General features: G+C 64.8%; 22 protein-coding genes and 1 pseudogene. 8 read left to right on the forward strand and 15 right to left on the reverse strand.

What is annotated here, in order from left to right; genetic code table 11:
• Positions 1-17 precede the first annotated feature (17 nt).
• The gene (locus QTI68_RS00745; protein WP_286518983.1) at positions 18-344 is read right to left on the reverse strand and encodes a hypothetical protein; all 327 of its coding nucleotides are present in this window, start codon (positions 342-344) and stop codon (positions 18-20) included.
• 378 nt (positions 345-722) lie between these two features.
• Here QTI68_RS00745 and QTI68_RS00750 point away from each other — a divergent pair, with 378 nt between their 5' ends.
• Positions 723-1,577 carry an AraC family transcriptional regulator gene (locus QTI68_RS00750; protein WP_286518984.1) on the forward strand — a complete coding sequence of 285 codons (855 nt, stop codon included), beginning with the start codon at positions 723-725 and terminating at the stop codon, positions 1,575-1,577.
• A 119-nt stretch (positions 1,578-1,696) separates the two neighbouring features.
• The gene (locus QTI68_RS00755) at positions 1,697-2,722 is read left to right on the forward strand and encodes an alpha/beta fold hydrolase (protein WP_286518985.1); all 1,026 of its coding nucleotides are present in this window, start codon (positions 1,697-1,699) and stop codon (positions 2,720-2,722) included.
• Between the two features lie 74 nt (positions 2,723-2,796).
• Here the strand turns inward: QTI68_RS00755 and QTI68_RS00760 are convergent, their stop codons facing one another.
• Positions 2,797-3,198: a cupin domain-containing protein gene (locus QTI68_RS00760; RefSeq protein WP_286518986.1), complete on the reverse strand. Its 402-nt coding sequence runs from the start codon at positions 3,196-3,198 to the stop codon at positions 2,797-2,799.
• 293 nt (positions 3,199-3,491) lie between these two features.
• Here QTI68_RS00760 and QTI68_RS00765 point away from each other — a divergent pair, with 293 nt between their 5' ends.
• On the forward strand, positions 3,492-4,232 hold the full coding sequence (locus QTI68_RS00765; RefSeq protein ID WP_286520178.1) for a response regulator: 741 nt from the start codon (positions 3,492-3,494) through the stop codon (positions 4,230-4,232).
• A 24-nt stretch (positions 4,233-4,256) separates the two neighbouring features.
• Positions 4,257-4,979 (forward strand): SDR family oxidoreductase, encoded by a 723-nt coding sequence (locus QTI68_RS00770; protein ID WP_286518987.1) that lies wholly within the window; start codon positions 4,257-4,259, stop codon positions 4,977-4,979.
• Here the strand turns inward: QTI68_RS00770 and QTI68_RS00775 are convergent.
• From QTI68_RS00775 to QTI68_RS00785, 3 genes are all read right to left on the reverse strand, one after another.
• Positions 4,957-6,873, reverse strand: coding sequence for a sensor histidine kinase (locus tag QTI68_RS00775; protein ID WP_286518988.1), 1,917 nt, complete (start codon positions 6,871-6,873; stop codon positions 4,957-4,959). The two genes, QTI68_RS00770 and QTI68_RS00775, sit on opposite strands and share 23 nt — an antisense overlap.
• An 83-nt stretch (positions 6,874-6,956) precedes the next feature.
• Complete coding sequence (locus tag QTI68_RS00780) at positions 6,957-7,631, reverse strand: response regulator transcription factor (protein ID WP_286518989.1); 675 nt, start codon at positions 7,629-7,631, stop codon at positions 6,957-6,959.
• Between the two features lie 37 nt (positions 7,632-7,668).
• A complete protein-coding gene (locus tag QTI68_RS00785) occupies positions 7,669-8,040 on the reverse strand; it encodes a response regulator (protein ID WP_286518990.1) in 372 nt (123 codons plus the stop codon).
• 400 nt (positions 8,041-8,440) lie between these two features.
• Between QTI68_RS00785 and QTI68_RS00790 the strand changes: the two genes are divergently transcribed.
• Positions 8,441-9,751, forward strand: coding sequence for an ATP-binding protein (locus QTI68_RS00790; RefSeq protein ID WP_286520179.1), 1,311 nt, complete (start codon positions 8,441-8,443; stop codon positions 9,749-9,751).
• 19 nt (positions 9,752-9,770) lie between these two features.
• Here the strand turns inward: QTI68_RS00790 and QTI68_RS00795 are convergent, their stop codons facing one another.
• The 4 genes from QTI68_RS00795 to QTI68_RS00810 form a co-directional block, all read right to left on the reverse strand.
• Positions 9,771-10,622: an ATP-binding protein gene (locus QTI68_RS00795; protein ID WP_286518991.1), complete on the reverse strand. Its 852-nt coding sequence runs from the start codon at positions 10,620-10,622 to the stop codon at positions 9,771-9,773.
• Between the two features lie 160 nt (positions 10,623-10,782).
• A complete protein-coding gene (locus tag QTI68_RS00800; RefSeq protein ID WP_286518992.1) occupies positions 10,783-12,570 on the reverse strand; it encodes a cytochrome c biogenesis protein DipZ in 1,788 nt (595 codons plus the stop codon).
• Between the two features lie 134 nt (positions 12,571-12,704).
• Positions 12,705-13,502, reverse strand: a complete 798-nt coding sequence (locus QTI68_RS00805; protein WP_286518993.1) for a phospholipase D-like domain-containing protein — start codon at positions 13,500-13,502, stop codon at positions 12,705-12,707.
• Positions 13,478-14,236, reverse strand: a complete 759-nt coding sequence (locus QTI68_RS00810) for a phospholipase D-like domain-containing protein (RefSeq protein WP_286518994.1) — start codon at positions 14,234-14,236, stop codon at positions 13,478-13,480. Before QTI68_RS00810 ends, QTI68_RS00805 begins: the two co-directional genes overlap by 25 nt.
• 268 nt (positions 14,237-14,504) lie before the next feature.
• On the opposite strand from QTI68_RS00810, the gene QTI68_RS00815 reads away from it, so the two are divergent.
• The gene (locus tag QTI68_RS00815) at positions 14,505-15,074 is read left to right on the forward strand and encodes a thioredoxin family protein (RefSeq protein WP_286518995.1); all 570 of its coding nucleotides are present in this window, start codon (positions 14,505-14,507) and stop codon (positions 15,072-15,074) included.
• Positions 15,075-15,087: 13 nt separating this feature from the next.
• Entirely contained in the window at positions 15,088-15,228 is a 141-nt protein-coding gene (locus QTI68_RS00820; RefSeq protein ID WP_286518996.1) for a hypothetical protein, read from the forward strand.
• Positions 15,229-15,350: 122 nt separating this feature from the next.
• On the opposite strand, the gene QTI68_RS00825 is transcribed toward QTI68_RS00820, so the two are convergent.
• Positions 15,351-15,770 carry an organic hydroperoxide resistance protein gene (locus tag QTI68_RS00825; protein ID WP_286518997.1) on the reverse strand — a complete coding sequence of 140 codons (420 nt, stop codon included), beginning with the start codon at positions 15,768-15,770 and terminating at the stop codon, positions 15,351-15,353.
• A 111-nt stretch (positions 15,771-15,881) separates the two neighbouring features.
• The gene (locus tag QTI68_RS00830) at positions 15,882-16,352 is read right to left on the reverse strand and encodes a DUF6130 family protein (protein ID WP_286518998.1); all 471 of its coding nucleotides are present in this window, start codon (positions 16,350-16,352) and stop codon (positions 15,882-15,884) included.
• A gap of 320 nt (positions 16,353-16,672) precedes the next feature.
• On the opposite strand from QTI68_RS00830, the gene QTI68_RS00835 reads away from it, so the two are divergent.
• Positions 16,673-17,059 (forward strand): helicase SNF2, encoded by a 387-nt coding sequence (locus QTI68_RS00835; protein WP_286519000.1) that lies wholly within the window; start codon positions 16,673-16,675, stop codon positions 17,057-17,059.
• A gap of 106 nt (positions 17,060-17,165) precedes the next feature.
• Here the strand turns inward: QTI68_RS00835 and QTI68_RS00840 are convergent.
• The 4 genes and pseudogenes from QTI68_RS00840 to QTI68_RS00855 all read right to left on the reverse strand — a co-directional run.
• A pseudogene (locus QTI68_RS00840) lies at positions 17,166-17,348 on the reverse strand (SDR family oxidoreductase); the annotation flags it as partial.
• Positions 17,349-17,454: 106 nt separating this feature from the next.
• A complete protein-coding gene (locus tag QTI68_RS00845) occupies positions 17,455-18,738 on the reverse strand; it encodes an epoxide hydrolase family protein (RefSeq protein ID WP_503011627.1) in 1,284 nt (427 codons plus the stop codon).
• Between the two features lie 194 nt (positions 18,739-18,932).
• A complete protein-coding gene (locus QTI68_RS00850) occupies positions 18,933-20,087 on the reverse strand; it encodes an epoxide hydrolase family protein (RefSeq protein WP_286519002.1) in 1,155 nt (384 codons plus the stop codon).
• Between the two features lie 63 nt (positions 20,088-20,150).
• Complete coding sequence (locus QTI68_RS00855) at positions 20,151-21,461, reverse strand: epoxide hydrolase family protein (RefSeq protein ID WP_286519004.1); 1,311 nt, start codon at positions 21,459-21,461, stop codon at positions 20,151-20,153.
• Positions 21,462-21,656: the final 195 nt, after the last annotated feature.

Here is a 21,656-nt window from a genome sequence, read left to right on the forward strand (position 1 = left end):
GGGCGCGCGGCGGCAGATCAATCGAGACCACCGGCTGGCGGCGGCGTGCTCAGATCGACGCCAATCAGCAGATGTCCTGCCTCGTAGGTTCTCCGGGCTGCGAGCCGGATGTCCTGGAGCATGGCCCTTTTTCGAGCCACGAAGTCTTTCATCGAAAGATTCTCGGGAGTCGAGAGCAATTGAAGCGCAATGCGGAGAAGGTCATTGGCCGACAGCAGGCTTTTCCGGATGGCGAGCCGTCGCTGAGTCAGTTGTCGCTGGTCTTCGTCACCGAAGCGAACCAGCACCTGCTCGAGCAACTCGAGCGCACATTCGATGTTCAACAATTCCGTCGTTTTCGTCATTCGATTCACACTGGTCGGATGGGCTCGGCGCCGCGCTTTCGCAGCGGATGGCCGAACCGTCGATCGCTTGTCCTCTCGCGCGACTTCATCCATCGGCGTCGGGAAGTGGGTAATTTTCTGTGTTGCGATTGCCTGCACGCCACATTGGGATACACGGAAGCCAGGCTTCCAGGCGCATCGGGCCGATAAAGCGGTTCATGACCACACCAGAACGCCGAGGCGCGGACCGAAGCCGTCAACAACACACGACGGCCCCACGGCCGCCGCAATCGTGAAACTCATGGAACGGACTGTAGAAGCATCCGCGCCAAAGCACATACCCCATTTGCGCACCTGCTTGTCCCGCAGGCGCAACCGATGACGAGGCGCCCCGACAACATGCCATTCAAGACCTACCCCCAACCATCCCGCGACTCCAGCGCCGCCGGATGGACGCTGGGGCCCATCGGCATCATCCGGTCCGATCTGGCCGCGCTGGAGCCGTCGCCAGTCGAAGACATCGATCCGGGGCAAGGCGACTGCGTCTACTTCAAGCTCATCACGTCCGGCTACGTCCTCGTGGAACAGGGCAGCCGGCTCCATCGCTTCGATGCGGGAAGCATGTTCGCGCTCGATCCGGCAGAGGCGTTCATCGAATCCGTGCCCGAGCAGTCGAGCATCATCGCGCTGCGAATTCCCAAGCACCTGCTGCAGGCACGGGGATGGAAGTCGTCGCTGGGAGGATTGATCAGCCCCGACATGCATCCATCCGATGCAGCCGCGATCGGTGATCTGGTGGCGTGCATTGCCAACCAGTCGAATCTGCCGAATCCCGACATGCGAAGCTGGCTGGGCGACCAACTGCTCCACATCGTCGACGTGGTCCTCGCCGCAGCCAGAAACCTGTCCGCGAGGCGCAGCCCCAAAGAGCTCATCTTCCGGGCGAAGAGCCACATCAGACAGAACCTCGGACAAGAAGACCTCGATGCATCTTCCGTCGGCGCGGCGCTCAATATTTCGGCCAAGCACCTGCAGCGGCTGTTCAGATCCCAGGGAACGTCCGTGATGCGCCACGTCTGGCAGGTACGCCTGGAACATGCGCACACCCTGCTTCGCACCGGCGCGTCGGACGCCACCTCGGTTCAGGGTATCGCGTGGCAATGCGGATTCTCGACCGCTGCGCATTTCAGCCGTGTCTTCAAGCAACGTTTCGGCGTTTCGCCACGCAGTGTCATGCTTGCTTCGGCCGCGTAGAGCCCACGACCGCTGCAGGGCATCGAGGTGAAACGTACTGTATTGGAAGAGCGAGCGGATACAGAAGCATACGGGACGGACCTCGGCACATCGATGCTGGCCCAGAATTCCCGAAGGCCATGCGCGGCAACGCCCTGGCCATTCAATGTCGACCGTTTCTCGAAAGGCCAGCCATGTCGCATTCGCGCAAGAAGAAACTGCTCACCGCTGCCTGCGTCCTCGGCCTCTCGGTGCTGACCGGGTGCGCACATCAGTACTTCCGGGCAAAGCCGCCGCAGGCCGAGATCGGATTCATCGAATTGAGTCCCGACATCACGCTGAGGAGGTCGGTTGTCCACAATTCGAAGCCGAAGGGGACCGTGCTCCTGTTGCACGGATTCCCCGAGACGCTCTATGCCTGGACGGATATTTCGACGACGCTCGGAAAGGACTACGAGGTCCATGCCTTCGACTGGCCGGGCTACGGCCTTTCATCGAGGCCGCCGATCGACAAGTTCTCGTACTCGCCCAGGGACTATGCCCGCGTGCTCAAGGCGTATATCGACAAGGCGGGCATCGATGCTTCAAGTCTCACCATCTACGCGACGGACATCGGCGCCCTGCCGCCGCTCCTGCTCGCCCTGGACGAGCCAAGCCTCGCAAGGACCATCATCGTGGGCGACTTTGCCCCCTTCGACAGGCCCGGTTACATGGTCGACTACCTCCAAGCCCTGAAGTCGAAGCCCTCCTCCGACGTCGTGAACGCCGCCATGAACAAGAATCGGGACGAGATCCTGGAGAACGCGTCCAGACGAGGCTTCACCAAGGAAGAACAGTTCGAGCTTCCGCAGGCGTTCAAGGACGACATGGCGCGGGGTTGGAACCAAGGCAGCATGACCTCGGCGGATGCCTTCTATCACTACTATTCGCACTTCACGGAAGACCAGGAGTACTTCGAGAAGAACCTGGCCAGGCTCAAGACGCCGGTGCGGGTGATCTGGGGCGAACGAGACTTCTATATCAAGAAGGAGATGGGAATCGAGTTTGCCGACAAGGCCCATGTGGGATTGACTGTTCTTCCTGGATTCGGACACTACCCGCATTTGCAGGACCCGGCGCGAACCAGCGCGGAGATCCGGGCAGCGGCCGAGAAGGGCAAGTCATAGGCTGCCGTTCAGGAGCAAGACCGCGCGCGACAGCGGCGAGGCTCCGCTGTCGCGCGCAGGCGGTCAAGGCGCGCTCACTTGGCCGGCACGAAGATTGTCTTGCCCTTCTCGACGAAGTAGGTGGCGAGCTCTGACGCCTTGCCGCTGCCGATGTTCCTCGCCGAATGAACTGCGCCGTCCGGGATGTACAAGCCGTCGCCGGCCTTGAGGGTCACCGGCGCGTTGCCATCGATCTGATACTCGATCGTGCCTTCCATCACGTAGGCGACTTCCACGCCCGGATGCGAGTGCCTGGGCGCCATGACGCCCGGGGCGAAGTCGACGCGCGCCTGGACGACCTCGCGGCCGGCGATGCCAAGATCGTGCTGCAAGACGTCGGTGCGTCCCAGTCCCGCGGACTGGGCCTGCGCCAGGTGGCCCATCAAACCGCCGCCGGCGATCAGCATTGCCGCCGCCATGATTCGAGTCGCTTTCATTGGATGTCCTTTCGTGCCCCGAGAATTCGAGACCGAATGAATTACATCGGCGACGTGTATCTCCGATGTGTCACGTCCCGGCCTCTTTGAAATCCCGTGTGTCCTGGCCATGGAGAGACACGTTGAAGTACAAAAAGGCGGCTATTCGGCGATGTCGGGTGCGAATCTCGGGTCGAGCGCGCAACACAATGTTGGACTCGGCGTACCAGATACGTTGTCATACAAAGGCGTCAACCCGGCACGCCAGGCGGGCTAAAGTCAGCTCACTCCGCCAGCAATTCAATTCCATCGCCATGACGCCAAGGCCCTCCGATCACATCCTCATCGTCGACGACGATCGGGAGATCCGCGAACTGCTCACCACCTACCTCGTCAAGAACGGCCTGCGCGTGGTCGCCGTGCCGACCGGACGCCACATGCGGGCTGCTCTCGAGGAGTCCGGTCCCTTCGACCTGATCATCCTGGACCTCATGTTGCCGGGCGAGGACGGCCTGACCCTGTGCCGCGATCTTCGCACCGGCAAGTACAAGGCCACTCCCATCCTGATGCTGACGGCGCGCAGCGAAGAGGCCGACCGAATCCTCGGCCTCGAGATGGGGGCCGACGACTATCTGGCCAAGCCCTTCTCTGCGCGAGAGCTGCTTGCCCGATTGCGTGCGGTGATGCGTCGCACGCGGATGCTGCCGCCGAACATGCAGTCCACCGAGGCCGCCCACAAGCTCGCATTCGGCGAATGGCAGGTCGATACGAACGCACGCCATCTGATCGACGCCGACGGCGTGATGGTCGCGTTGAGCGGCGCCGAATACCGATTGCTGCGCGTCTTTCTCGACCACCCGAACAAGGTGCTGAGCCGGGACCAGTTGCTGAGTCTCACGCAGGGCCGCGAGGCAGAGCTGTTCGAGCGCTCGATCGATCTGCTGATCAGCCGGCTGCGCCAGCGGCTTCGCGACGACGCACGCTATCCGCGCTACATCAAGACCGTACGAAGCGAAGGCTATGTCTTCGCTTCGACCGTGGAGCCGAGAGACTGAAACCCATCCTTCCAGGAGCACCCCATGAACATCCGTGACTCGATTGCCTTCGTGACCGGCGCCAACCGCGGTCTTGGCCTTTTCTTTGCCAGAGAGCTGCTGGCCCGAGGTGCGGCGAAGGTCTATGCCGGCGCACGCAGCATCGATGGCATGGAGGTGGACGAGCCCGGGATCGTGCCGGTGCTGGTGGACGTCACGAAGCCAGACTCCGTGGCCGCCGCCGCAGCACGTTGCGCCGACGTCAACCTGCTGGTCAACAATGCGGGGATTGCCCGCGTGATGGCGAGCACCCTCGACCCGGACTGGATCGCAACTTCCAGGGAGATCATGGAGACCAACTTCTATGGCATGGTCCTCACGACACAGGCTTTCGCACCGGTTCTGGCCGCCAATGGCGGCGGCGCCATCGTCAACGTCCTGTCCGACACGGCATGGTTCTCGCGGCCGATGCTGGCCGCCTACTCGGCGTCCAAGTCGGCCGCATGGAGCTTCACCAATGCCACGCGCATCGATCTGCGCGAGCAAGGCATTCACGTCCTCGGAATGCATGTCGGGTTCCTGGACACCGACATGACGAGAGGCTACGAGCTCAAGAAGACCCGCCCGCAGGACGCCGTCTCCTCGGTCCTCGACGGTCTCGAAAACGGCAAGGACGAGGTTCTTGTCGACGCCAACACGCAGTTGATCAAGCAAAGTCTGTCGTCGGCCGACAACGCCTACTACCTCAATCTGCCGGCATTGGCGTAGCGAGGGCAGCGTCGAGGTTGCCCGCCAGGACCTGGGCTTCACGCGGGATGGAGAACGAGAAGGTGGCGCCCGGACCGTCGTTCGCCGCCGCCCACAGGCGCCCCCGATGGCTCTCCACGATCGAACGGCTGACCGACAGGCCAATGCCCATGCCCCAGCTCTTGGTCGTATAGAAGGCCTCGAACAGCCTTTCCATGGTGCGGGGATCGAGCCCCACACCGGCATCCCGCACCGCCAGGCACACGCCCCCGCCATCGGCGCCTTCGCCGTGCGCGGTCTGGATCGTCAGCTGCCTCGGCCGGTCGTCGACCTCGTGCATCGCATCGGAAGCGTTGAGCAACAGGTTCAGGATGACTTGCTGGAGCTGGACCCGATCGCCCGCGACGGACGGCAGGTCGCCCGCGAGTTCCACCCGCAGCACGACCCGGCCTCTCTGCAACTCGCTGCGCGACAGCGCGATCACCTCGCGGGCGGCCTCGTTGAGGTCGACCGACTCGGTGGTGGCGGCTCTCTTGACGAACAGCGTGCGCAAGCCCGCGATCACGTCAGACGCCCGGTTGCCGTCCCGGATCGTGCGACGCGCCGTCTCCATCGCGCCTTCGACATTGGGCGGCTCGGCCGCGAGCATGCGCAGGCAGGTGCTGGCGTTGGTGACGATGCCAGCGAGCGGCTGGCTCACCTCGTGGGCGATCGATGCGGTCAGAACCCCGAGGCTCGTGACCCGGGCCACATGGGCCAGCTCGGAACGAACCTTGCCAAGGGCCTCTTCCGCGAGCCAACGCTGCGTGATGTCCTGGATCGCCCCGACGTACTCGCGCTGGCCCTCCGGGTCGCGCGTAGCGCGGGCCACCAGGTGCAGATACTTGACGGTCAGGTCAGGCATCAGCAGCCTGTACTCCTGGTCCAGGTCGCTGCCTGGGCCGCGCGCCAGCCGAACCATCTCGCGCAACAGCGGAAGATCGTCCGGATGGACTCGCGTGGCGATCAGATCGAGCGTCACGGGCAGCGTCGAATCGAATCCGTGCGTGCGATAGGTCTGCTCCGAGTACGTCACGGTGTCGGTCGAAACCCGCCAGGAGAAGCTTCCGGTCCGACTGAGCCGCTGGGCCTCGGTCAGGAACTCGCCACTCCGGCGCAGGGCGGCCGCCTGGGTGTGCGCACGTTGCGCCAGGTAGACCGTCAACCCCAGAACCGGCGCCATCAGGCACCCGCCACCCAGCACGATCGAAGGCAGGAGGGCGAACGGAGAGTGGCCGCCGGCGACGACGGCCCGCCACAGCCCCATGGTGATCGCCACGACGCCGATCGCAGCGCTGGCCGGCAACCACGGCGGCGTGCCGACCGGATCGTCATCCACATGCCAGGCCAGCGCGAGCAAGCCGATGCCGAGGACCGAGAGGCTCACCGCGGTATGCAGCGCGGCAAGCATGACCCCGCCCCAGAATCCGACGGTGGCGGCCAACCCGAGCGCTGCAATGATCGAGCCATCGATCCCCAACCAGAGAGCAGACAGCTTCGACAGGGTTCGAGGCGCCAGCCCCAGGCCGATGGCAGCCATCAGAAAGCAGGCGGCCGTCACCGGTGCCATCCGCCCCGGACGCACCAGCTTGACGGCGATGTAGGAGCTTCCAAGCAGTTCGTCGATGCCGATGTCGAGACGCAGGAAGATCTGGCACAGCGTGAGTGCGGCCAGCAGTCCGACCACGCACGCGCATGCGACGACGGTCCAGCGCGGGCCTCCACGCGCGAGAATCCAGAGCGCGACGCCGCACAGCATGAAGCACAGCGCCGCATTGCGCGTCATCGGGGGCAAATGAGGAAGGAGTTGGATCAGCGCCGGGCTGCCCGTGAACCATCCGACCAGCGCCGTCGATCCCACGGCGATGATGAACACTGCCGAACATGCGGCCAGGCGCATGCGCCAAGGCGCTGATCTCGCGGGTCGCGTCACGTCAAGGCCGCCTCCACGCTGGTGAATCAACCCTTGGTGCCCGAGCCGGCGTCGAGCATCGCGGCCATGTTCACCAGGCCCGGCAGGGAGCCGGCCATCATCTTTCGCATCATGCTGCCCCGGTGCGCCTTCACCGTGATCTCGCTGATGCCGAGTTCGCCACCCACCTGCTTGTTCAGGAGCCCGGACACCACCAGGGCCATCACCTCGCGTTCGCGCGGGCTGAGCGAGGCATGCCGCTCCCGCAGCGTGCCGATCCTGGCGTCGTCATCGATCGCGGCACGGCTGCGATCGATCGCCGTCCTGACAGCGGCCAGCAAGACTTCGTCGGGAAATGGCTTGGTGAGGAACTCGAGCGCGCCCGCCTTCATGGCCTGCACCGTCATCGGAACGCCGCCATAGCCCGTGATGAAGATGATCGGCAACGCGAGCCGGTCGCCGGAGATCCGCCTTTGAAGTTCGAGGCCGTTCAGGCCGGGAAGATTGACGTCCAGCACCAGGCAGCTCGGCGCGAGGCGCCTCGGGCTCGCCAGGAACTCCTGGGCCGACGCGAAGATCTCCGGCTCCCAGCCCTCGAAGCGGATCAGCGGTCCGAGCGATTCGCGTACCGAGACGTCGTCGTCGACCACGTACACGATGGGCGTGGCATGCGACAAGGGCGACGGTTGCGGACCGTCGCCCGAAGTTCTCGTCGATCTCATGGGAACCCCCGATCTGCGGAGCGTGAAGGAGGATGGCTCAGCGCACCTGAAGCGCTGCCTTGAGCGCCTCGAGCAGGGCCGTCTCGCTGAACGGCTTGAAAAGGCATTCCACCGCACCCTGCGCCATCAAGCGCGAGCGGATGGCCTCTTCGCGCTGGGCGGTGATGAAGACGATTGGAATCTCTTGCCGCCGAGCCGTCAACTCTCGCTGCAGTTCGGGGCCCGTCATGCCCGGCATGGCAACGTCCAGCAACAGGCACTCGGTCTGCTCGACCTGGCCGGACGCGAGGAAGTCCTCCGCGCAGGAGAACACCTCCACCCTGAGGCCAAATTCCCTCAGCAGATCGGGCAGCGATTCGCGCACGGACTCGTCGTCGTCGACCACCGAAACGAGAGAGCCCTTGACCATCACATGATCCCCTTTCTGCTCAAGCCGGGAAGCGCTTCAACCCTCGGGTCGGGTTCATTGTCCATTCCAGTCCCTCCTCACGCCGGCAGCCGTCGTGCCGACCGCTTGAGGATGCACCAAACCGGAGGATATGTAACCCATACCTTGGTGTCGGGTCGCCACCATCGCGTGACTTCCGGCAGGGGTTCACTCGACGACGACGCTGACGATCTGGAGCGCCGCACCTGGTGACCACTACACCAGAGTCGCCGGGCGCCAACAATTGGACGAAGGTGTCGCCGATACCTTGGCGTCTCGCGGCGGTGCCCGAGCGGTAACCTTCCATGTCACCGTTGCGGCGCCACACACTGGGATACATGCGATTCGACCGGTGGCGGGGCCAGGGCCTATAAAGCGGTGCATGACCATTCGTCGACTCTTGCCCGGCACCCTGTTCTCCCGCGTGACTCTGATCATCGTGATCGGATTGACGATCGCGCAGTTGCTGACCTTCGCCGCGATCCGCTACGAACGCGGCGTGGCGATGCGCGAATTGATGATGAACGGAATCGAACGGGACATCGCCAGTTCGGTGGCGATCCTCGACCGGCTGCCCGCCGCCGAAAGGGAGGGCTGGCTGAACCGGCTCGAAAGGCGCAACTACCGCTTCGAGCTCGGTGGCAACGTCCAGGGTTTCGCACCTGAATCCTCCTCGTTGCAGGAGTTTGCCGCTGCGATCGTCCAGGCCCTTCATCCGTTCGAAGTCGTCAAGGTGGCGGTGCCCGCCGATCCGGCCGAGGAACTCCAGATCCTGCTCAGGCTCAGCGACGGCAGCCCGGTGGTGGTCGACGCGAAAAGAGTCGGCATGCCGGTTTCCAACTGGGTCATGTGGGTGCTTGCGGTCCAGTTGGCCGTCCTGGCCTTCTGTGCCTGGCTCGCGGTTCGCCTGGTCACCCGGCCTCTCGCGCGGCTCGCCGCCGCGGCGGACGGCCTGGGGCCCGACCTCACGGCGCGCGAGCTCGTCGAACACGGCCCGACCGAAGTGGCGCACGCCGCCCGCGCATTCAACGCCATGCAGCGCCGAATCGCGGGCTACATGGCTGAGCGCGTGGAGATCCTGGCGGCCATTTCGCACGACCTCCAGACACCCATCACCCGCATGCGGCTGCGCACCGAACTGATGGACAACGAACAGGACCAGCTCAAGTTCCGCCAGGATCTGGACGCCATGCACGCGCTGGTCAGGGAAGGTGTCACCTACGCGAGAACCCTTCACGGCACCAAGGAGCCGGCCTGCCGGATCGATGCCGATGCGCTCCTGGAGAGCATGGTCGCGGACTACGAGGACTCCGGACAAACGGTGGTGCTCGAGGGCCGGATCGGTGCCCCGATCATGACGCGGCCCAACGCGCTGCGCCGGATTCTGACCAACCTGATCGACAACGCCTTGAAGTTCGGGAGCGAGGTGTGCCTGAGAACGCGCATCGAGTCCGGCCGGCTCATGATCTCGGTCCTCGACAACGGACCCGGCATACCGGCCGATCAGCTGGACGCGGTTCTCAAGCCCTTCTACCGGGTGGAAGGCTCGCGCAACCGTGGCACCGGCGGAACCGGCCTCGGCCTGGCCATCGCGCAGCAGCTCGCCACGGCGATGAGCGCCGAGCTGAAGCTGCGCAACCGCGACGAAGGCGGGCTCGAAGCCCGACTGACGATCGATACGAATCGCCCATGAAGCCCGGCCGCCTGGCCTGTCATGCCTGCGACTGCTCGCAGTGCGGCATCGACAGCCGCGCAGCCAGGCCCCCGCCAGGCCGGTTCGACAGCTTGAGACGGGCCCCCATCGACGACGCCAGCTGCTTCGCGATGGCTAAGCCCAGGCCTGAGCCCGCACTCCCTGGACGCGCGGCGCCGTCGAGGCGATAGAAGGGCTGCATCACGGCATCGAGTTCGCTTTCCGGGATTCCCGGCCCACGGTCGAGGACGCAGATCTCGATCTCCGCCTGGCGGTCGAGTTGCACGGTGAGCTCGACCGCCTTGTCGAACCTGAGTGCGTTGTCGGTCAGGTTGGTGACGATGCGGCGCAGCGCCAACGGCAGGACGCCGACCGGGCGCCCGACCTGGCCGACCACGCTGACGGTGTGGCCGGCGTCCTCGTAGTCGCAGCGCAGGCTGTCGAGGAGCGCGTCGAGATCGATCCGGCGTGGATGTTCCCGAACCCCGTGCAGGGTGCGGGCATAGCTCAGGGCCTCCCTCACCAGGACCGTCATCTGGTCGAGGTCATGCTGCAGCTTGATGCGCTGCGCCTGGTCGTCCATCATGTCGGTGCGCAGGCGCATCCGTGTGATGGGTGTCTGAAGATCGTGAGCGATGGCGGCCAGGACCCGGGTTCTTTCAGCCAGGCAGCCGGCGACTCGGTTCTGCATCGCATCGAAGGCCGTGTGCGCGCGCCTTGCCTCACGCGGGCCTCTCTCCGGCGATGCCGCGCGTTCACGATCCGGCCGCCATGCCTGCGCCGCGTCGGCAAGCCGCCGCAGCGAACGGTTCGCGACCCGCAGGGCCAGACCGGCTCCGATCGCGAACGATGCCAGCGGCAGGAGCAGCATGGCGGGAAGCCATTGAGAGATGTTCATCGCACGCTCCGATCCTGTTCGGGCATCGCGCGACCCGGAGCCCCATGGCTTGCGGATGCGATGCACGGGCATGATCTGAACGCAATTGCGACAGGGAGACCATTGGACGATGGTGTCGCCAGGCGGCCCTTCCTCAGCCGAAGGTGAAGACATAGGCTTGGGCGCCCGGGTCCTCGAACTCGATCTCGAACAGGCGCGCCCCGTGCAGCCTGGACTGGCGTACCAGCTGATACAGCCTCTGCGCATCGATCGTTCCGTGGCCCTCGGCGTCGACATCTGCGCCGTGGTCGGCAAGCGGCGGCTTGCCGTCCACCAGCACCCTGAAGCGCACCGGCTTTCCGTCGGCGCCGGGGCCCAGCACCAGGTGCAGATCGCGCGCCTCGAAGCGATAAGCGATGCGACCGCCGGCAGCGCCGGCCACCGCCCGCTCGCGTTCCACGTTCCATTCACCCTGGAGCGACCACTGATCGGTATCGAGCGAGGCGGCGCCCTGGTAGCGATGCGCGACATCGCGCACGATGCCTCCGCGGGGCACGAAATTGCTCGCCCGCTCGTGCCCGAGGTAGGTTTCCTGCGACAGCGCCCGCGACGGCCCCGGTGCCGCCTGGGTGCCCTTCCCGACAGGCGCCACCAGATCTCGCGGGACCGCGTCCTTTCCTGCTTCCGCGAGAAGCTGCTGGATGACTTGTTCCGATTGCCCGTACTGGCCTTCGCCGAACTCGTGATGGCGGATACGCCCCTGGGCGTCGACGAAATAGAACGCCGGCCAGTACTGATTGCCGAAGGCGCGCCAGAGCGCGAAATCGCTGTCGACTGCGACCGGAAAGCCGATGTCCAGATCCTTGACTGCCCGGTGTACGTTCGAAGCGCGCTTCTCGAAGGCGAACTCGGGCGAGTGGACCCCGATGACCACCAGGCCCGCAGCCCTGTACTTCTCCGCCCAGGCACGGACATAGGGCACCGTTCGCAGGCAGTTGATGCAGGAATAGGTCCAGAAGTCGACCAGCACCACCTTGCCGCGCAGATCCTCGCGGCTGAGGGCCGGCGAATTGATCCACTCGGTCGCCCCTTCGAGCGAAGGCAGAACGCCCTCGATCGGGAGCGCGCGGGCGCTGGCGGGCCGGACTTCGGCCACCTTCATGAAGGCATCATCTGCTCTGGCACCCGTGTCCGAAGGCAGGCCACCGGGCAGCCGAAGCCCGCTGCGATCGAGGATGCGAGTCTCGAGCTCCGAGGTGGTGGCCAGCGAGAGTCGACTGAGCGCACCAGTGTCCAGGCCCAGTGCGATCGCGCCGACGCCCACCAGCACCGCCACGCCCGCCGCGCGGCGGATCCAGTCGCCCACGGGCAGCGATCGCTTGAGCAGCGCGATCAGCCGTCCGCCGAAGAGCAACGCCAGTGCCAGGGAGGTGCCGGCACCCGACGCATAGGCGAGCAAAAGCAGGGAGGTGCCCGCGCTGGCCCCGTTGAGAGCCGCTCCGGTCAGGATCAAGCCCAGGATCGGGCCCGCGCACGGCGCCCAAAGCAATCCGGTGCCGACGCCCAGGAGCAGCGGCGAAAAGACCGACCCTTGCGCGGGCCGCCCGCCGGGAGAGGACTCCGAGAGCCGAAGTCCGAGCGCCACGAGCGGCCTGCTCCACCGGTCGGCCAGGCTCGGAAAAAGCAGCGTGACGCCAAACAACGCAAGGACCGCGATCGCTGCGTAGCGGCCGTACGCATTGAGCTCGACCACCCAGCCGCCGCCCACCGCCGCCAGCGAGGCGATCGCCGCGAACGCAAGCGCCATGCCGATCAGCAGGGGCAGCCCGTGCGAGCGAAACGGCCGATCGGCACGCGCGAAGACGAAGGGCAGCACCGGCAGGATGCAAGGGCTCAGGATGGTCAGTACACCGCCCAGATAGGCAGCTATCAAGAAGAGCATGATCGTCGTTCCACAGGGCATGCGGGATGTCGCATGGCGTGGTTATAGACGCCGGAATGCCGGCAGGCGCGCCTTCTGTACGCCTCTGTGTCAGAAGGGCCTGGGCACACATTTCATTTCATTCCGGAGCGCTTTCACAGCAGCGATTCGGGCACGAACGGCGCGACGAGCGGGATGTAGAACCGCTGGAAATACGTGGTTTCGGGCTCTGAGGTCAGCACGACCTCTTTTCCGCCGTCGTTCGTCAACCACTCCAGATCGCCCGTCTCGGAGGCGAGCCGCAGCCGATACGAATTCTGGAGCTTGCTGACGCTGATGATCCGCAGCGTCTCCGTCGCGAGTTCGGGGCTGTCGACGACGATCCCCATCTCGGTGTTCTGCGTCGCCGATCTCGGATCGAGATTCATGGAACCGATGAAGACCTGGCGGCGATCGATCGTCAGCGTCTTGGCGTGCAGTCGCCCCAACGAGGAACCGAACTCGCCGAAACGCTGGTTGGACATGGTCCGCCCGGGGCTGAGTTCGAAGAGCTCGACGCCACTGACCAGCAGCCGCCTCCGGTATCGCACGTAGCCCGTGTGGACCAGCGGCACGTCGTTGGCGGCGAGCGAGTTGGTCAGCATCGTCAGCTTGACCTTCTTCCCGGCAAGATCGCCGAGTATTTCCATCCCCCGCTCGCCCGGCACCAGGTAGGGCGAAGTCAACGACACCTCACTCCTGGCATCACGGATCAGGCGCCAGACCTTCATCGTGACGCTGCTCGCGAGGGCCTCCTCGGCGGACATGGTGCGTGGCTTGGAGGGCGGATCCGCGATCGCCAGCGCCTCGCCCCACAGCAGGCCCATGCGCCCGTCGTCGAGTTCCTCGGCGATGGGGCCGTACCCCAGGATGTCCGACGGTGGCAGCATCAAGCTTGCGGCTGGCCCGGCCATCCCGATCCAGTGGTCGAAGTCCTCCGCTGCGGCTCGCGGCCCCCCTCGGTCGCCACGATGTCGGCGATCGACCAGACCTCCTCGCTGTTCCAGAAGGCATCGAAGATCGCTTCCAGCTGGGGCACGACCTTGCCGACCACCAGCGCATCCATGTCGATGAAATTGTGTGTCGCGGCGAGCAGGAAATAGTCGTCCGCCATGTTGCGCCCGCCCACCACCGCCATCGCTCCGTCGGCGATCAGCAGCTTGTTGTGCATGCGATGGTTGAGTCGCGCAATCTCGTGAGGCGATGCCGCGAAGCGCGACAGGAAGCCTTCGCGGCCGCAGCAGAACGGGTTGTTCAGCCGAACCTCGATATTGGGCACCTGCGAGAGTGCGAGCAGGGGTTGCTGGCTCCTGGTCGTGTAGAGGTCGTCCACCAGCACGCGCACCTTCACGCCGCGCGCCGCGGCCGTACGCAAGGCTCGCATCAACAGCCGCCCCGTCGCATCGCTTTCGAACTGGTAGTACTGCACGACGAGCGTCTGCTCCGCACGTGCCGCAAGCTGGATTCTGGCGTCCAGCGAATAGACGCCCAGCGGCATCAGCCTGAAGCCCGAATGCTCCCCGGGCGGCGTCGAGGCTGCCGCGATTCGTGCGAGGGCAGTGGCGGGATCGGACCGGCCCGCCAGGTCCGGCGTCCGCTCTCGCGCGGGCGGCAACGAGCCACAGGCGCACAGGACGGCCAGCGCCATCGCGAGCGCAGCATGGAACAGGAGTGAGGCAACGTGGCCGGAGTGCATGAGTCGACTTTTAGACCTTCGACACCGGATGTCGCGACAGCTTGTACCGACAAGTATCCGGAGGCGTCCCGAACACACCAAGTTGCAAGCCGCTGGTCGGGCATTGAATCGGATCGTGTCGAAAGCCGCGCAATGTACGAAACCATACATCCCGGCCGGCGATGGCCGATCGCGGGGCTAAAAACCATGCTTCTGCCATCCACCCCAATGAATGAACACCATGCGCATTCGATCCAACGTCATCGTCTCCACCTTCCTGGTTGCTTCCGCCTTTGCTGCAGCCGGTGCGCTTTCCTATGCTGCGCCCCCCGCCGGCAATGCCAGTGCGACCGACGCGCCCAGGCCCGCGCCGGAGTTCCAGGGCATCGACACCTGGCTGAACTCCAAGCCACTGGCCCTCGATCAACTGCGCGGCAAGGTCGTGCTGGTGGATTTCTGGACCTACACCTGCATCAACTGCCTCAACCACCTTCCATCCATTCAAAGCTGGCATGAAAAGTACAAGGACCAAGGCCTCGTGGTGGTCGGCGTGCATACGCCGGAGTTTCCCTACGAGAAGAGCACCAGCAACGTGCAGTCGGCCATCAATCGGCTGCACATCAAGCACGCCGTCGCCCAGGACAACAGCTACGCCACCTGGAAGGCCTACAGCAACAGCTACTGGCCCGCGGTGTACCTGATCGACAAACAGGGCCGCATCGTCTACTCGCACTTCGGCGAGGGCAGCTACGGCGCCACCGAGAAGAAGATCCAGCAGCTTCTCGCAGAGCAACCCGCGGTCGGTTCCTGACATGAGGAGGCTGTTGTTCTCGCTCCTGTTCCTGGCGGGCGGCGTGGCACACGAGTGGCGCAATCCGCTGAGCTGCCAGTGCATCTCGGCGCGCCAGGTGATCGGTGCGGAGCGCGGCAGGCGCCGGCGCTGCGACCTGCCGGACGGATCCTGAGAAGTCAGATCTTCGGCGCCGCGCCCGGCTCGCGCGCTCATGGCGCCGCGAGACCTTGAGCATCGTTCGCTGCCGCGTCCAAGTAGCACGAAGGCTACGTGGGCGAACCCACGCCGCACAGTTCAGGCGAGATTGAGCGTCACCTCGATGTTGCCGCGTGTGGCCTTCGAGTAAGGACAGGTCTGGTGCGCCGCATCGACGATCGCTTTCGCGACCGTGCGGTCGATGCCGGGCATCGAGACGTTGAGGCGGGCTTGCAGCAGATAGCCTGCATCGCCGAGGCCGAGGTCGACCTCCGTGTCGACCGCCAGATCCTTCGGAAGGGTGACCTGCATCCCCAGCGCTGCCTTGCCCATCGCGCCGATGAAGCAGGCCGACCAGCCCGCCGCGAACAGCTGTTCGGGGTTGGTGCCGGTGCCGGTCGAGCCAGGCGTGGAAAGCTGGATGTCGAGACGGCCATCGTCGCTGCGCGACGCGCCATCGTGACGGCCGCCGGTCGTGTGGGTCTTGCCGGTGTAGACGATTTTGTTGATTTGGGACATGGTGATTTTTCCGTGGTGGGTGGTTCGGGGATGCGAGGGGGAGTGAGGGGGAGTGAGGGGGAGTGAGGGGGAGTGAGGGGGAGTAAGGGGGAATGAGGGCAGGCGATCGCCTCAATGCGTGTGGGGCTGGGACGCCGCCGGACGCTCCGGGACGGTCACGGCAATGCTCTCGGCCGTCAGGATCTTGTGGGTCGGATCGGCGACCTCGATCAGCATCTTGTGGACGCCCGGCGTCAGTCCGACCACGATGATGGGATCTCCACTGGTGTGAGCCCAGGTGCCCGGCCGATCGTCGACCGTCACGTGAAGATGGCCGACACGCGGCGAGACGCCGCGGGCGCCATCGCCGAAGACCGGAATGATCCGGACGTTCTCGGTTCGATACTGGAGGATGACGACCCCGCGTGCGAGGGGATCGGCCAAGGGCGGATACACGACGAGCTTCGCGGCCGGTTCCGATGCCAGCGGAATGACCGCCGCGGGACGACCGACGTCCGTCGCACCGGTCTGCGCCCCGGCAGTTGACGATGCCAACGCAAGCCCGGCGAGCAGGCTGGCGGCGGCGATGAGGGACAGCTTCATGGAGGTCTCCGTCGAGGTTCGATGAGTGGTGACGGCGGAATTCTGGGCCCGCGACGGGTGCGCCGGCGCAACCCATGTATGCCTCTGTATCAGCCTGCTGAAACACGACACTACGTTTCATTGCCGCGGACCGACCCCGCGACAGTGCATGGGTGGGAATGAAAAGTAGTGTGGCGAACGCTCCCCGTCGATACACAACCATACGGCGACTGGGTCGGATGCGACGCTGGCGGCCAACAATCACCCGTCCGCCAACAAGAGCCAATGACGGATGGCGCATCGGCCACCATTGCGCGAACTCCATCTCCAAAGGAACCATCATGAAGATCTCTACCCTCCTGACCGTCACGGCAATCTCCTCGCTCGTCGCATTCAGCGCCAGCGCGAGTGCAGAGCAGTACCAGGGTGTGCTGAAGCTCGAATCGAATGCCAGCCGCGCCGAACTTCAGAGCGAGGCCATCGCCGTGGCGCGCAGCGCCGACCCCTATCGTGAAAGTGCATCGGCTGGCGTCAGCGCGTTCATCGGTCACCGCGATCGTGCGACCATTCGCGCCGAGGCTCTGGCCGCCGCCATCGCCGGCAACATCTACTCCGACGGGTCTTTCGCGGGCGTGACGACTCCCACGACCGGGAAGGTCGACCGTCAGGCGGTTCGCGCCGAAGCGAGGGCGACAGCTTCACGCGGCACCACCGAAGGCACGCTGTAGTTGCTCCGCAGGGGCCCGCGGAGCGCGCGTGCGACCTTCGCATCGCGCGCGCCACGGCCGATCTCACCAATGGCCGGCGGCTTGTCCGCCATCGACATGGAGGATCTGGTGTCTTGATGATTCCGGGCGAGACGGCATTCACCCGCAGGCCGCGTGCGGCGTACTCGATGGCGAGCGACTTCGTTGCCGCGTTCAGACCGCCCTTCGTCAGCGAGGCAAGCACCGAGGGCACCCCGTTGATCGGCTGGTCGGCGAGACTCGTCGTGATCTGCACGATGTGACCGCTCCCCTGCCCGCGCACGCATCGCGGTCCTCAACGGACTCGCGCTCGCTCGCCCTCGAGCGGTGAGAAAGCGAGGACGGCGCGGCTCGATGGCGCCGTCGTCGTCGCGGCGCTATCGCAGCGACTTGAATGCCGCACGCATCTCGGCGGCGAAGAGCTGCGGCTCTTCCCAGGCTGCGAAGTGGCCCCCCTTGTCGACTTCATTGAAGTAGATCAGCTGGGGATAGGCCCGCTGCGTCCAGCTCTTTGGTGCCCGATAGATCTCTCCGGGAAACACGGTGACCGCCACCGGCACGGTGATCTCCCTGGTGCGCTGCGCCTGCGCGCTGAAGTTGTTGTTGTTGTTCTCCCAGTAGAGCCTTGCCGAGGAAACTGCGCTGTTCGTCAACCAGTACAACGTGATGTCATCCAGCATCTCGTCCTTTGTCAGCGAACGCTCGGCTTCTCCGCCGCTGTAGGTCCACTGGGTGAACTTGTCATACATCCAGGCTGCGAGTCCCGCCGGAGAGTCCGACAGCGCGTAGCCCACGGTCTGCGGCCGTGTCACCATCATGGCCCCGTAGCCTGCGTTCTTCTTGAAGAACGTGTCCAGCGAGTCGAATGCCGCCTTCTCCTTGGCACTGAGCCCCTTCGGCGCCGGACCGCCGTCGCCCAGCGCCTTGGCCACGTCCTTCGGCACCGTGGCCGGCATGTTCACGTGAATGCCCAGCAGGCCGGGCGGTGCCTGGCGACCCATCGCATCGGCGACCACCGAACCCCAGTCTCCGCCCTGCGAGACGTAGCGCTTGTAGCCGAGGCGCTTCATCAGCACATCCCAAGCGCGCCCCATGCGGTCGGGACCCCAGCCCGTGACGGCGGGCCGTTCCGAGAAGCCGTAGCCGGGCATGGAGGGGATGACCACATCGAAGGCTTCATCGGCACGCCCGCCGTGTGCGGTGGGGTTGGTCAGCGGGTCGATGACTTTCAGCAGTTCCAGCACCGAGCCCGGCCAGCCGTGCGTGATGATGATCGGCAACGCGTTGGGATGCCTCGACCGCACATGGATGAAGTGGATGTTCAGCCCATCGATCTCGGTCGTGAACTGCGGCAGCGAGTTCAGGCTGGCCTCGACCCTGCGCCAGTCATAGCTGGTACCCCAATGCTGCACGAGTGCTTGCAGCCTGGCCCGCTGTACGCCTTGCGACTGATCAGCCACCGTCTCCTTGTCGGGCCATCGAGTCGCCAGCACCCGCTTGCGCAAGTCGGCGAGCGCCTCTTCCGACACGTTCACCTTGAAGGGGTGAATCGCTCCCTCCTGTGCGGCACTCGCGTCGCTTGGCGGCACGCCATTTTGAGCACAAGCCGGGCCGATGAGCCATGCCAGACTCATTGCCACCGCAAATGTTGAAATGGCCATGCGACGACCGGGGCAGGCAGAAGAAGATGTGGTTGACACGGAGCACTCTCCACGAGGTTGCGAACTCCGGTGTGGCCGGATCCAATCAGACGGAAGGCCATCAGATCAGGCGGGTGCATCGCGGTCCATTGCACGAAGGTGTCGTCGATACCTTGGTATCAGCCATCAAGGCAAATTGATGCCGGCCTGCCGTGTCAGCTCAGCGCACGGAAGAAATCACGCAGGTCAGTGACGATGGCTTGCGGTTCTTCCCAGGCGCCGAAATGGCCGCCGCTCGGGTGAAGCCGCTTCTGCCGCAGGTTGTAGTAGCGCTCGGCCCAGCGCCGCGGTGCGCTGCAAACCTCCTCTGGCAACACGGAGATGCCGACTGGCGATTCGACCACGGGCAGGCGGTCGTGGACCGGGGTCCAGGGATCGTGGGCGGCCGAGTAGTAGTAGCGCGCCGAGGTGCCGTAGCTCTGGGTGACCCAGTAGATCATGATCGTGGTCAGCAGGTCGTCCTTGGTGAAGCGGGTCTCGACGTTGCCGTTGCAATCGCTCCAGCTGCGTTGCTTCTCGACAATCCAGGAGGCCAGTCCGGCAGGCGAATCGTTGAGCGCTGCCGCGATGGTCTGCGGCTTGGTGCTTTGCAGCGCCGAATAGGCCGATTCGGTCGCGAAGAAGTTCTGCAGCCGAGCGGCGACGTGCGCCTCGTCGGGGTCATAGTCCCCGGGCGCCGGCATGCCGCCGGTGAACAGGTCCAGCGGAAGCGTCATCGTGAAGTGCACGCCCATCATGCGCTCGGGATAGCGGTGCCCCAGATCGGCCGTGATCAACGCGCCCCAGTCGGCGCCGTGCGCGGCGAAGCGCGCATGGCCGAGTCGCTCCATGAGCTCCACCCACAGTGCGGAGGTGCGCCAGAAGTTGACGCCGGTCTTGCGCAGCGGCGTGGAGAAGCCGTGGCCCGGCAGGGAGGGAATCACCAGGTCGAAGGCATCGGCAGCGTCGCCGCCGTAGGAGGCGGGGTCGCTCAGAGGGCCGATCACCTTGTGGTATTCCCAGAACGTCCAGGGCCAGCCATGCGAAAGGATCAGCGGTTTTGGCTTGGGACCCTTCCCACGCACGTGCATGAAGTGGATCGGCACACCGTCGATCTCGGTGCGGAACTGCGGGTACGAGTTGATCTTGCGTTCGTGCGCTCGCCAGTCGTAGCCGTCGATCCAGTAGGCGATGAGCTCCTTGAGGTATGCGGTGTTGGTGCCGTACTGCCAGTCGTCGTTGGCGAAGTCATCGGCCCAGCGCGTGAGCTTGAGGCGAGTCCGCAGGTCATCGAGGACCTGGTCGGCTACGTTGATGCGAAACGGTTCCATTTTCTTTCTCCTTGGACGGTGCGAGATCCAAGGACACTGTCCTTGGATCCCTCTGGAAGCTACTCAGCCGCGCAGCGATCTGAAACCAGCGCGAAGTTCTTCGGAGAAGATCTTCGGTTGCTCCCAAGCCGCGAAGTGGCCACCCTTTTCAACCCGGTTGTAGTGAACGAGCCTCGGATACGCACGCTCGGTCCAGCTGCGCGGAGCAGGGTAAAGCTCATCGGGGAACACGCTGACCGCCACCGGCACCTTGACGCCCTTCGGCGAGAAAAAGGGCAACTTGTTTTCCCCGTAGAGCCTTGCGGCGGATACGCCGGTGTTCGTCAGCCAGAAGAGCGTGATGTTGTCGAGCACATCGTCCCGCGTGAGTCCCTCGGGCTTGCCGTCGAAAGTGCGGGAGATCAGTTCGAGGCTCTTCGCATCGTGGTCGATCATGAAGCTGGCGAGGAAGACCGGCGAGTCAGCCAGCCCGGTCAGCGTCTGCGGGCGCGTCCCCATGAGGAAGGCATAGTAGACCTTCTTGTAGAAAGCCGACAGCTCGTCGAAAGCCTTCTTCTCGTCCACCGAGAGTCCGGCGGGAGCCGCTGCGCCACCAAAAGCCGCTGCGTCGACCTCGGGCGGAACCGTGCATGCCATGTTGGTATGGATGCCCACCAGGCCCGCGGGCGCCTGCACGCCCATCTGGTCGACCACGATCGCGCCCCAGTCGCCGCCTTGGGCCCCGTACCGCTTGTAGCCGAGGCGCTTCATCAGCACGTCCCATGCACGCGCAATGCGTTCCGGGCCCCAGCCGGTCTGGCTGGGCTTGCCGGAGAATCCATAGCCTGGCATGGACGGGATCACGAGGTCGAAGGCGTCCGCCGCACTACCGCCATGCGCCGTCGGATTCGTCAGCGGTTCGATGATCTTGAGCTGCTCCACGACCGAGCCGGGCCAGCCATGAGAGACGAGCAGCGGCAGCGCATTCGGGTGTTTCGAGCGAATGTGCATGAAGTGGATGTCGAGACCATCGATCTCCGTGATGAACTGCGGGTAGGCATTCAACTTCGATTCGACCTTTCGCCAGTCGTACCCGGTGGCCCAGTAGCTGGCGAGCTTGCGGATCGTGGCGTCCGGCACGCCTTGCGAGAAGTCGGAGACCGGCTCTCGTTCCGGGAAGCGTGTCGCCTTGATTCGCCGGCGCAGTTCGGCAAGGTCCGACTCCGGGAAGTTGACGTGGAAGGGCCGGATGGCAACGCCGTCCGTGCCGGCTTGGGTGACTTGGTTCATGGCTTGAGACCTTTCTGAAAGACTGAAGAGACCTAGCGTGCTTGCAGCGGTTGCCGCTGTAGCCCCGCAAAAGAGACGGCGACCGAGATCGGGTTCCTGATGCATGCAAACTCCTTGGCAACCGGTGGCTGCAATCGGGTGTGACTGCAAATGTTCACAACCCGGGAGTGAGAATGCAGGGCATTGCCATTGGTTTGTATTGCGCGGTGGTCGTGCGGTTCCGGCCTTGGGTATCGACAGGCACGACTTCCGTACGCGAATTGCTGGATGTCTCCAACCAGCGAAGCGATTGCATGCGTA

Origin of the sequence: Variovorax sp. J31P207, assembly GCF_030316965.1 — a bacterium.
Lineage (GTDB): Bacteria > Pseudomonadota > Gammaproteobacteria > Burkholderiales > Burkholderiaceae_C > Variovorax > Variovorax ginsengisoli_B.

Bases quoted from the DNA above. Each gene is read 5' to 3' on its own strand.
- QTI68_RS00745 (WP_286518983.1), bottom strand. From the start codon at position 344: ATGACGAAAACGACGGAATTGTTGAACATCGAATGTGCGCTCGAGTTG.
- QTI68_RS00750 (WP_286518984.1), top strand. From the start codon at position 723: ATGCCATTCAAGACCTACCCCCAACCATCCCGCGACTCCAGCGCCGCC.
- QTI68_RS00755 (WP_286518985.1), top strand. From the start codon at position 1,697: ATGCGCGGCAACGCCCTGGCCATTCAATGTCGACCGTTTCTCGAAAGG.
- QTI68_RS00760 (WP_286518986.1), bottom strand. From the start codon at position 3,198: ATGAAAGCGACTCGAATCATGGCGGCGGCAATGCTGATCGCCGGCGGC.
- QTI68_RS00765 (WP_286520178.1), top strand. From the start codon at position 3,492: ATGACGCCAAGGCCCTCCGATCACATCCTCATCGTCGACGACGATCGG.
- QTI68_RS00770 (WP_286518987.1), top strand. From the start codon at position 4,257: ATGAACATCCGTGACTCGATTGCCTTCGTGACCGGCGCCAACCGCGGT.
- QTI68_RS00780 (WP_286518989.1), bottom strand. From the start codon at position 7,631: ATGAGATCGACGAGAACTTCGGGCGACGGTCCGCAACCGTCGCCCTTG.
- QTI68_RS00785 (WP_286518990.1), bottom strand. From the start codon at position 8,040: ATGGTCAAGGGCTCTCTCGTTTCGGTGGTCGACGACGACGAGTCCGTG.
- QTI68_RS00790 (WP_286520179.1), top strand. From the start codon at position 8,441: ATGACCATTCGTCGACTCTTGCCCGGCACCCTGTTCTCCCGCGTGACT.
- QTI68_RS00795 (WP_286518991.1), bottom strand. From the start codon at position 10,622: ATGCTGCTCCTGCCGCTGGCATCGTTCGCGATCGGAGCCGGTCTGGCC.
- QTI68_RS00800 (WP_286518992.1), bottom strand. From the start codon at position 12,570: ATGCTCTTCTTGATAGCTGCCTATCTGGGCGGTGTACTGACCATCCTG.
- QTI68_RS00805 (WP_286518993.1), bottom strand. From the start codon at position 13,502: ATGGCCGGGCCAGCCGCAAGCTTGATGCTGCCACCGTCGGACATCCTG.
- QTI68_RS00810 (WP_286518994.1), bottom strand. From the start codon at position 14,236: ATGGCGCTGGCCGTCCTGTGCGCCTGTGGCTCGTTGCCGCCCGCGCGA.
- QTI68_RS00815 (WP_286518995.1), top strand. From the start codon at position 14,505: ATGCGCATTCGATCCAACGTCATCGTCTCCACCTTCCTGGTTGCTTCC.
- QTI68_RS00825 (WP_286518997.1), bottom strand. From the start codon at position 15,770: ATGTCCCAAATCAACAAAATCGTCTACACCGGCAAGACCCACACGACC.
- QTI68_RS00830 (WP_286518998.1), bottom strand. From the start codon at position 16,352: ATGAAGCTGTCCCTCATCGCCGCCGCCAGCCTGCTCGCCGGGCTTGCG.
- QTI68_RS00835 (WP_286519000.1), top strand. From the start codon at position 16,673: ATGAAGATCTCTACCCTCCTGACCGTCACGGCAATCTCCTCGCTCGTC.
- QTI68_RS00845 (WP_503011627.1), bottom strand. From the start codon at position 18,738: ATGGCCATTTCAACATTTGCGGTGGCAATGAGTCTGGCATGGCTCATC.
- QTI68_RS00850 (WP_286519002.1), bottom strand. From the start codon at position 20,087: ATGGAACCGTTTCGCATCAACGTAGCCGACCAGGTCCTCGATGACCTG.
- QTI68_RS00855 (WP_286519004.1), bottom strand. From the start codon at position 21,461: ATGCATCAGGAACCCGATCTCGGTCGCCGTCTCTTTTGCGGGGCTACA.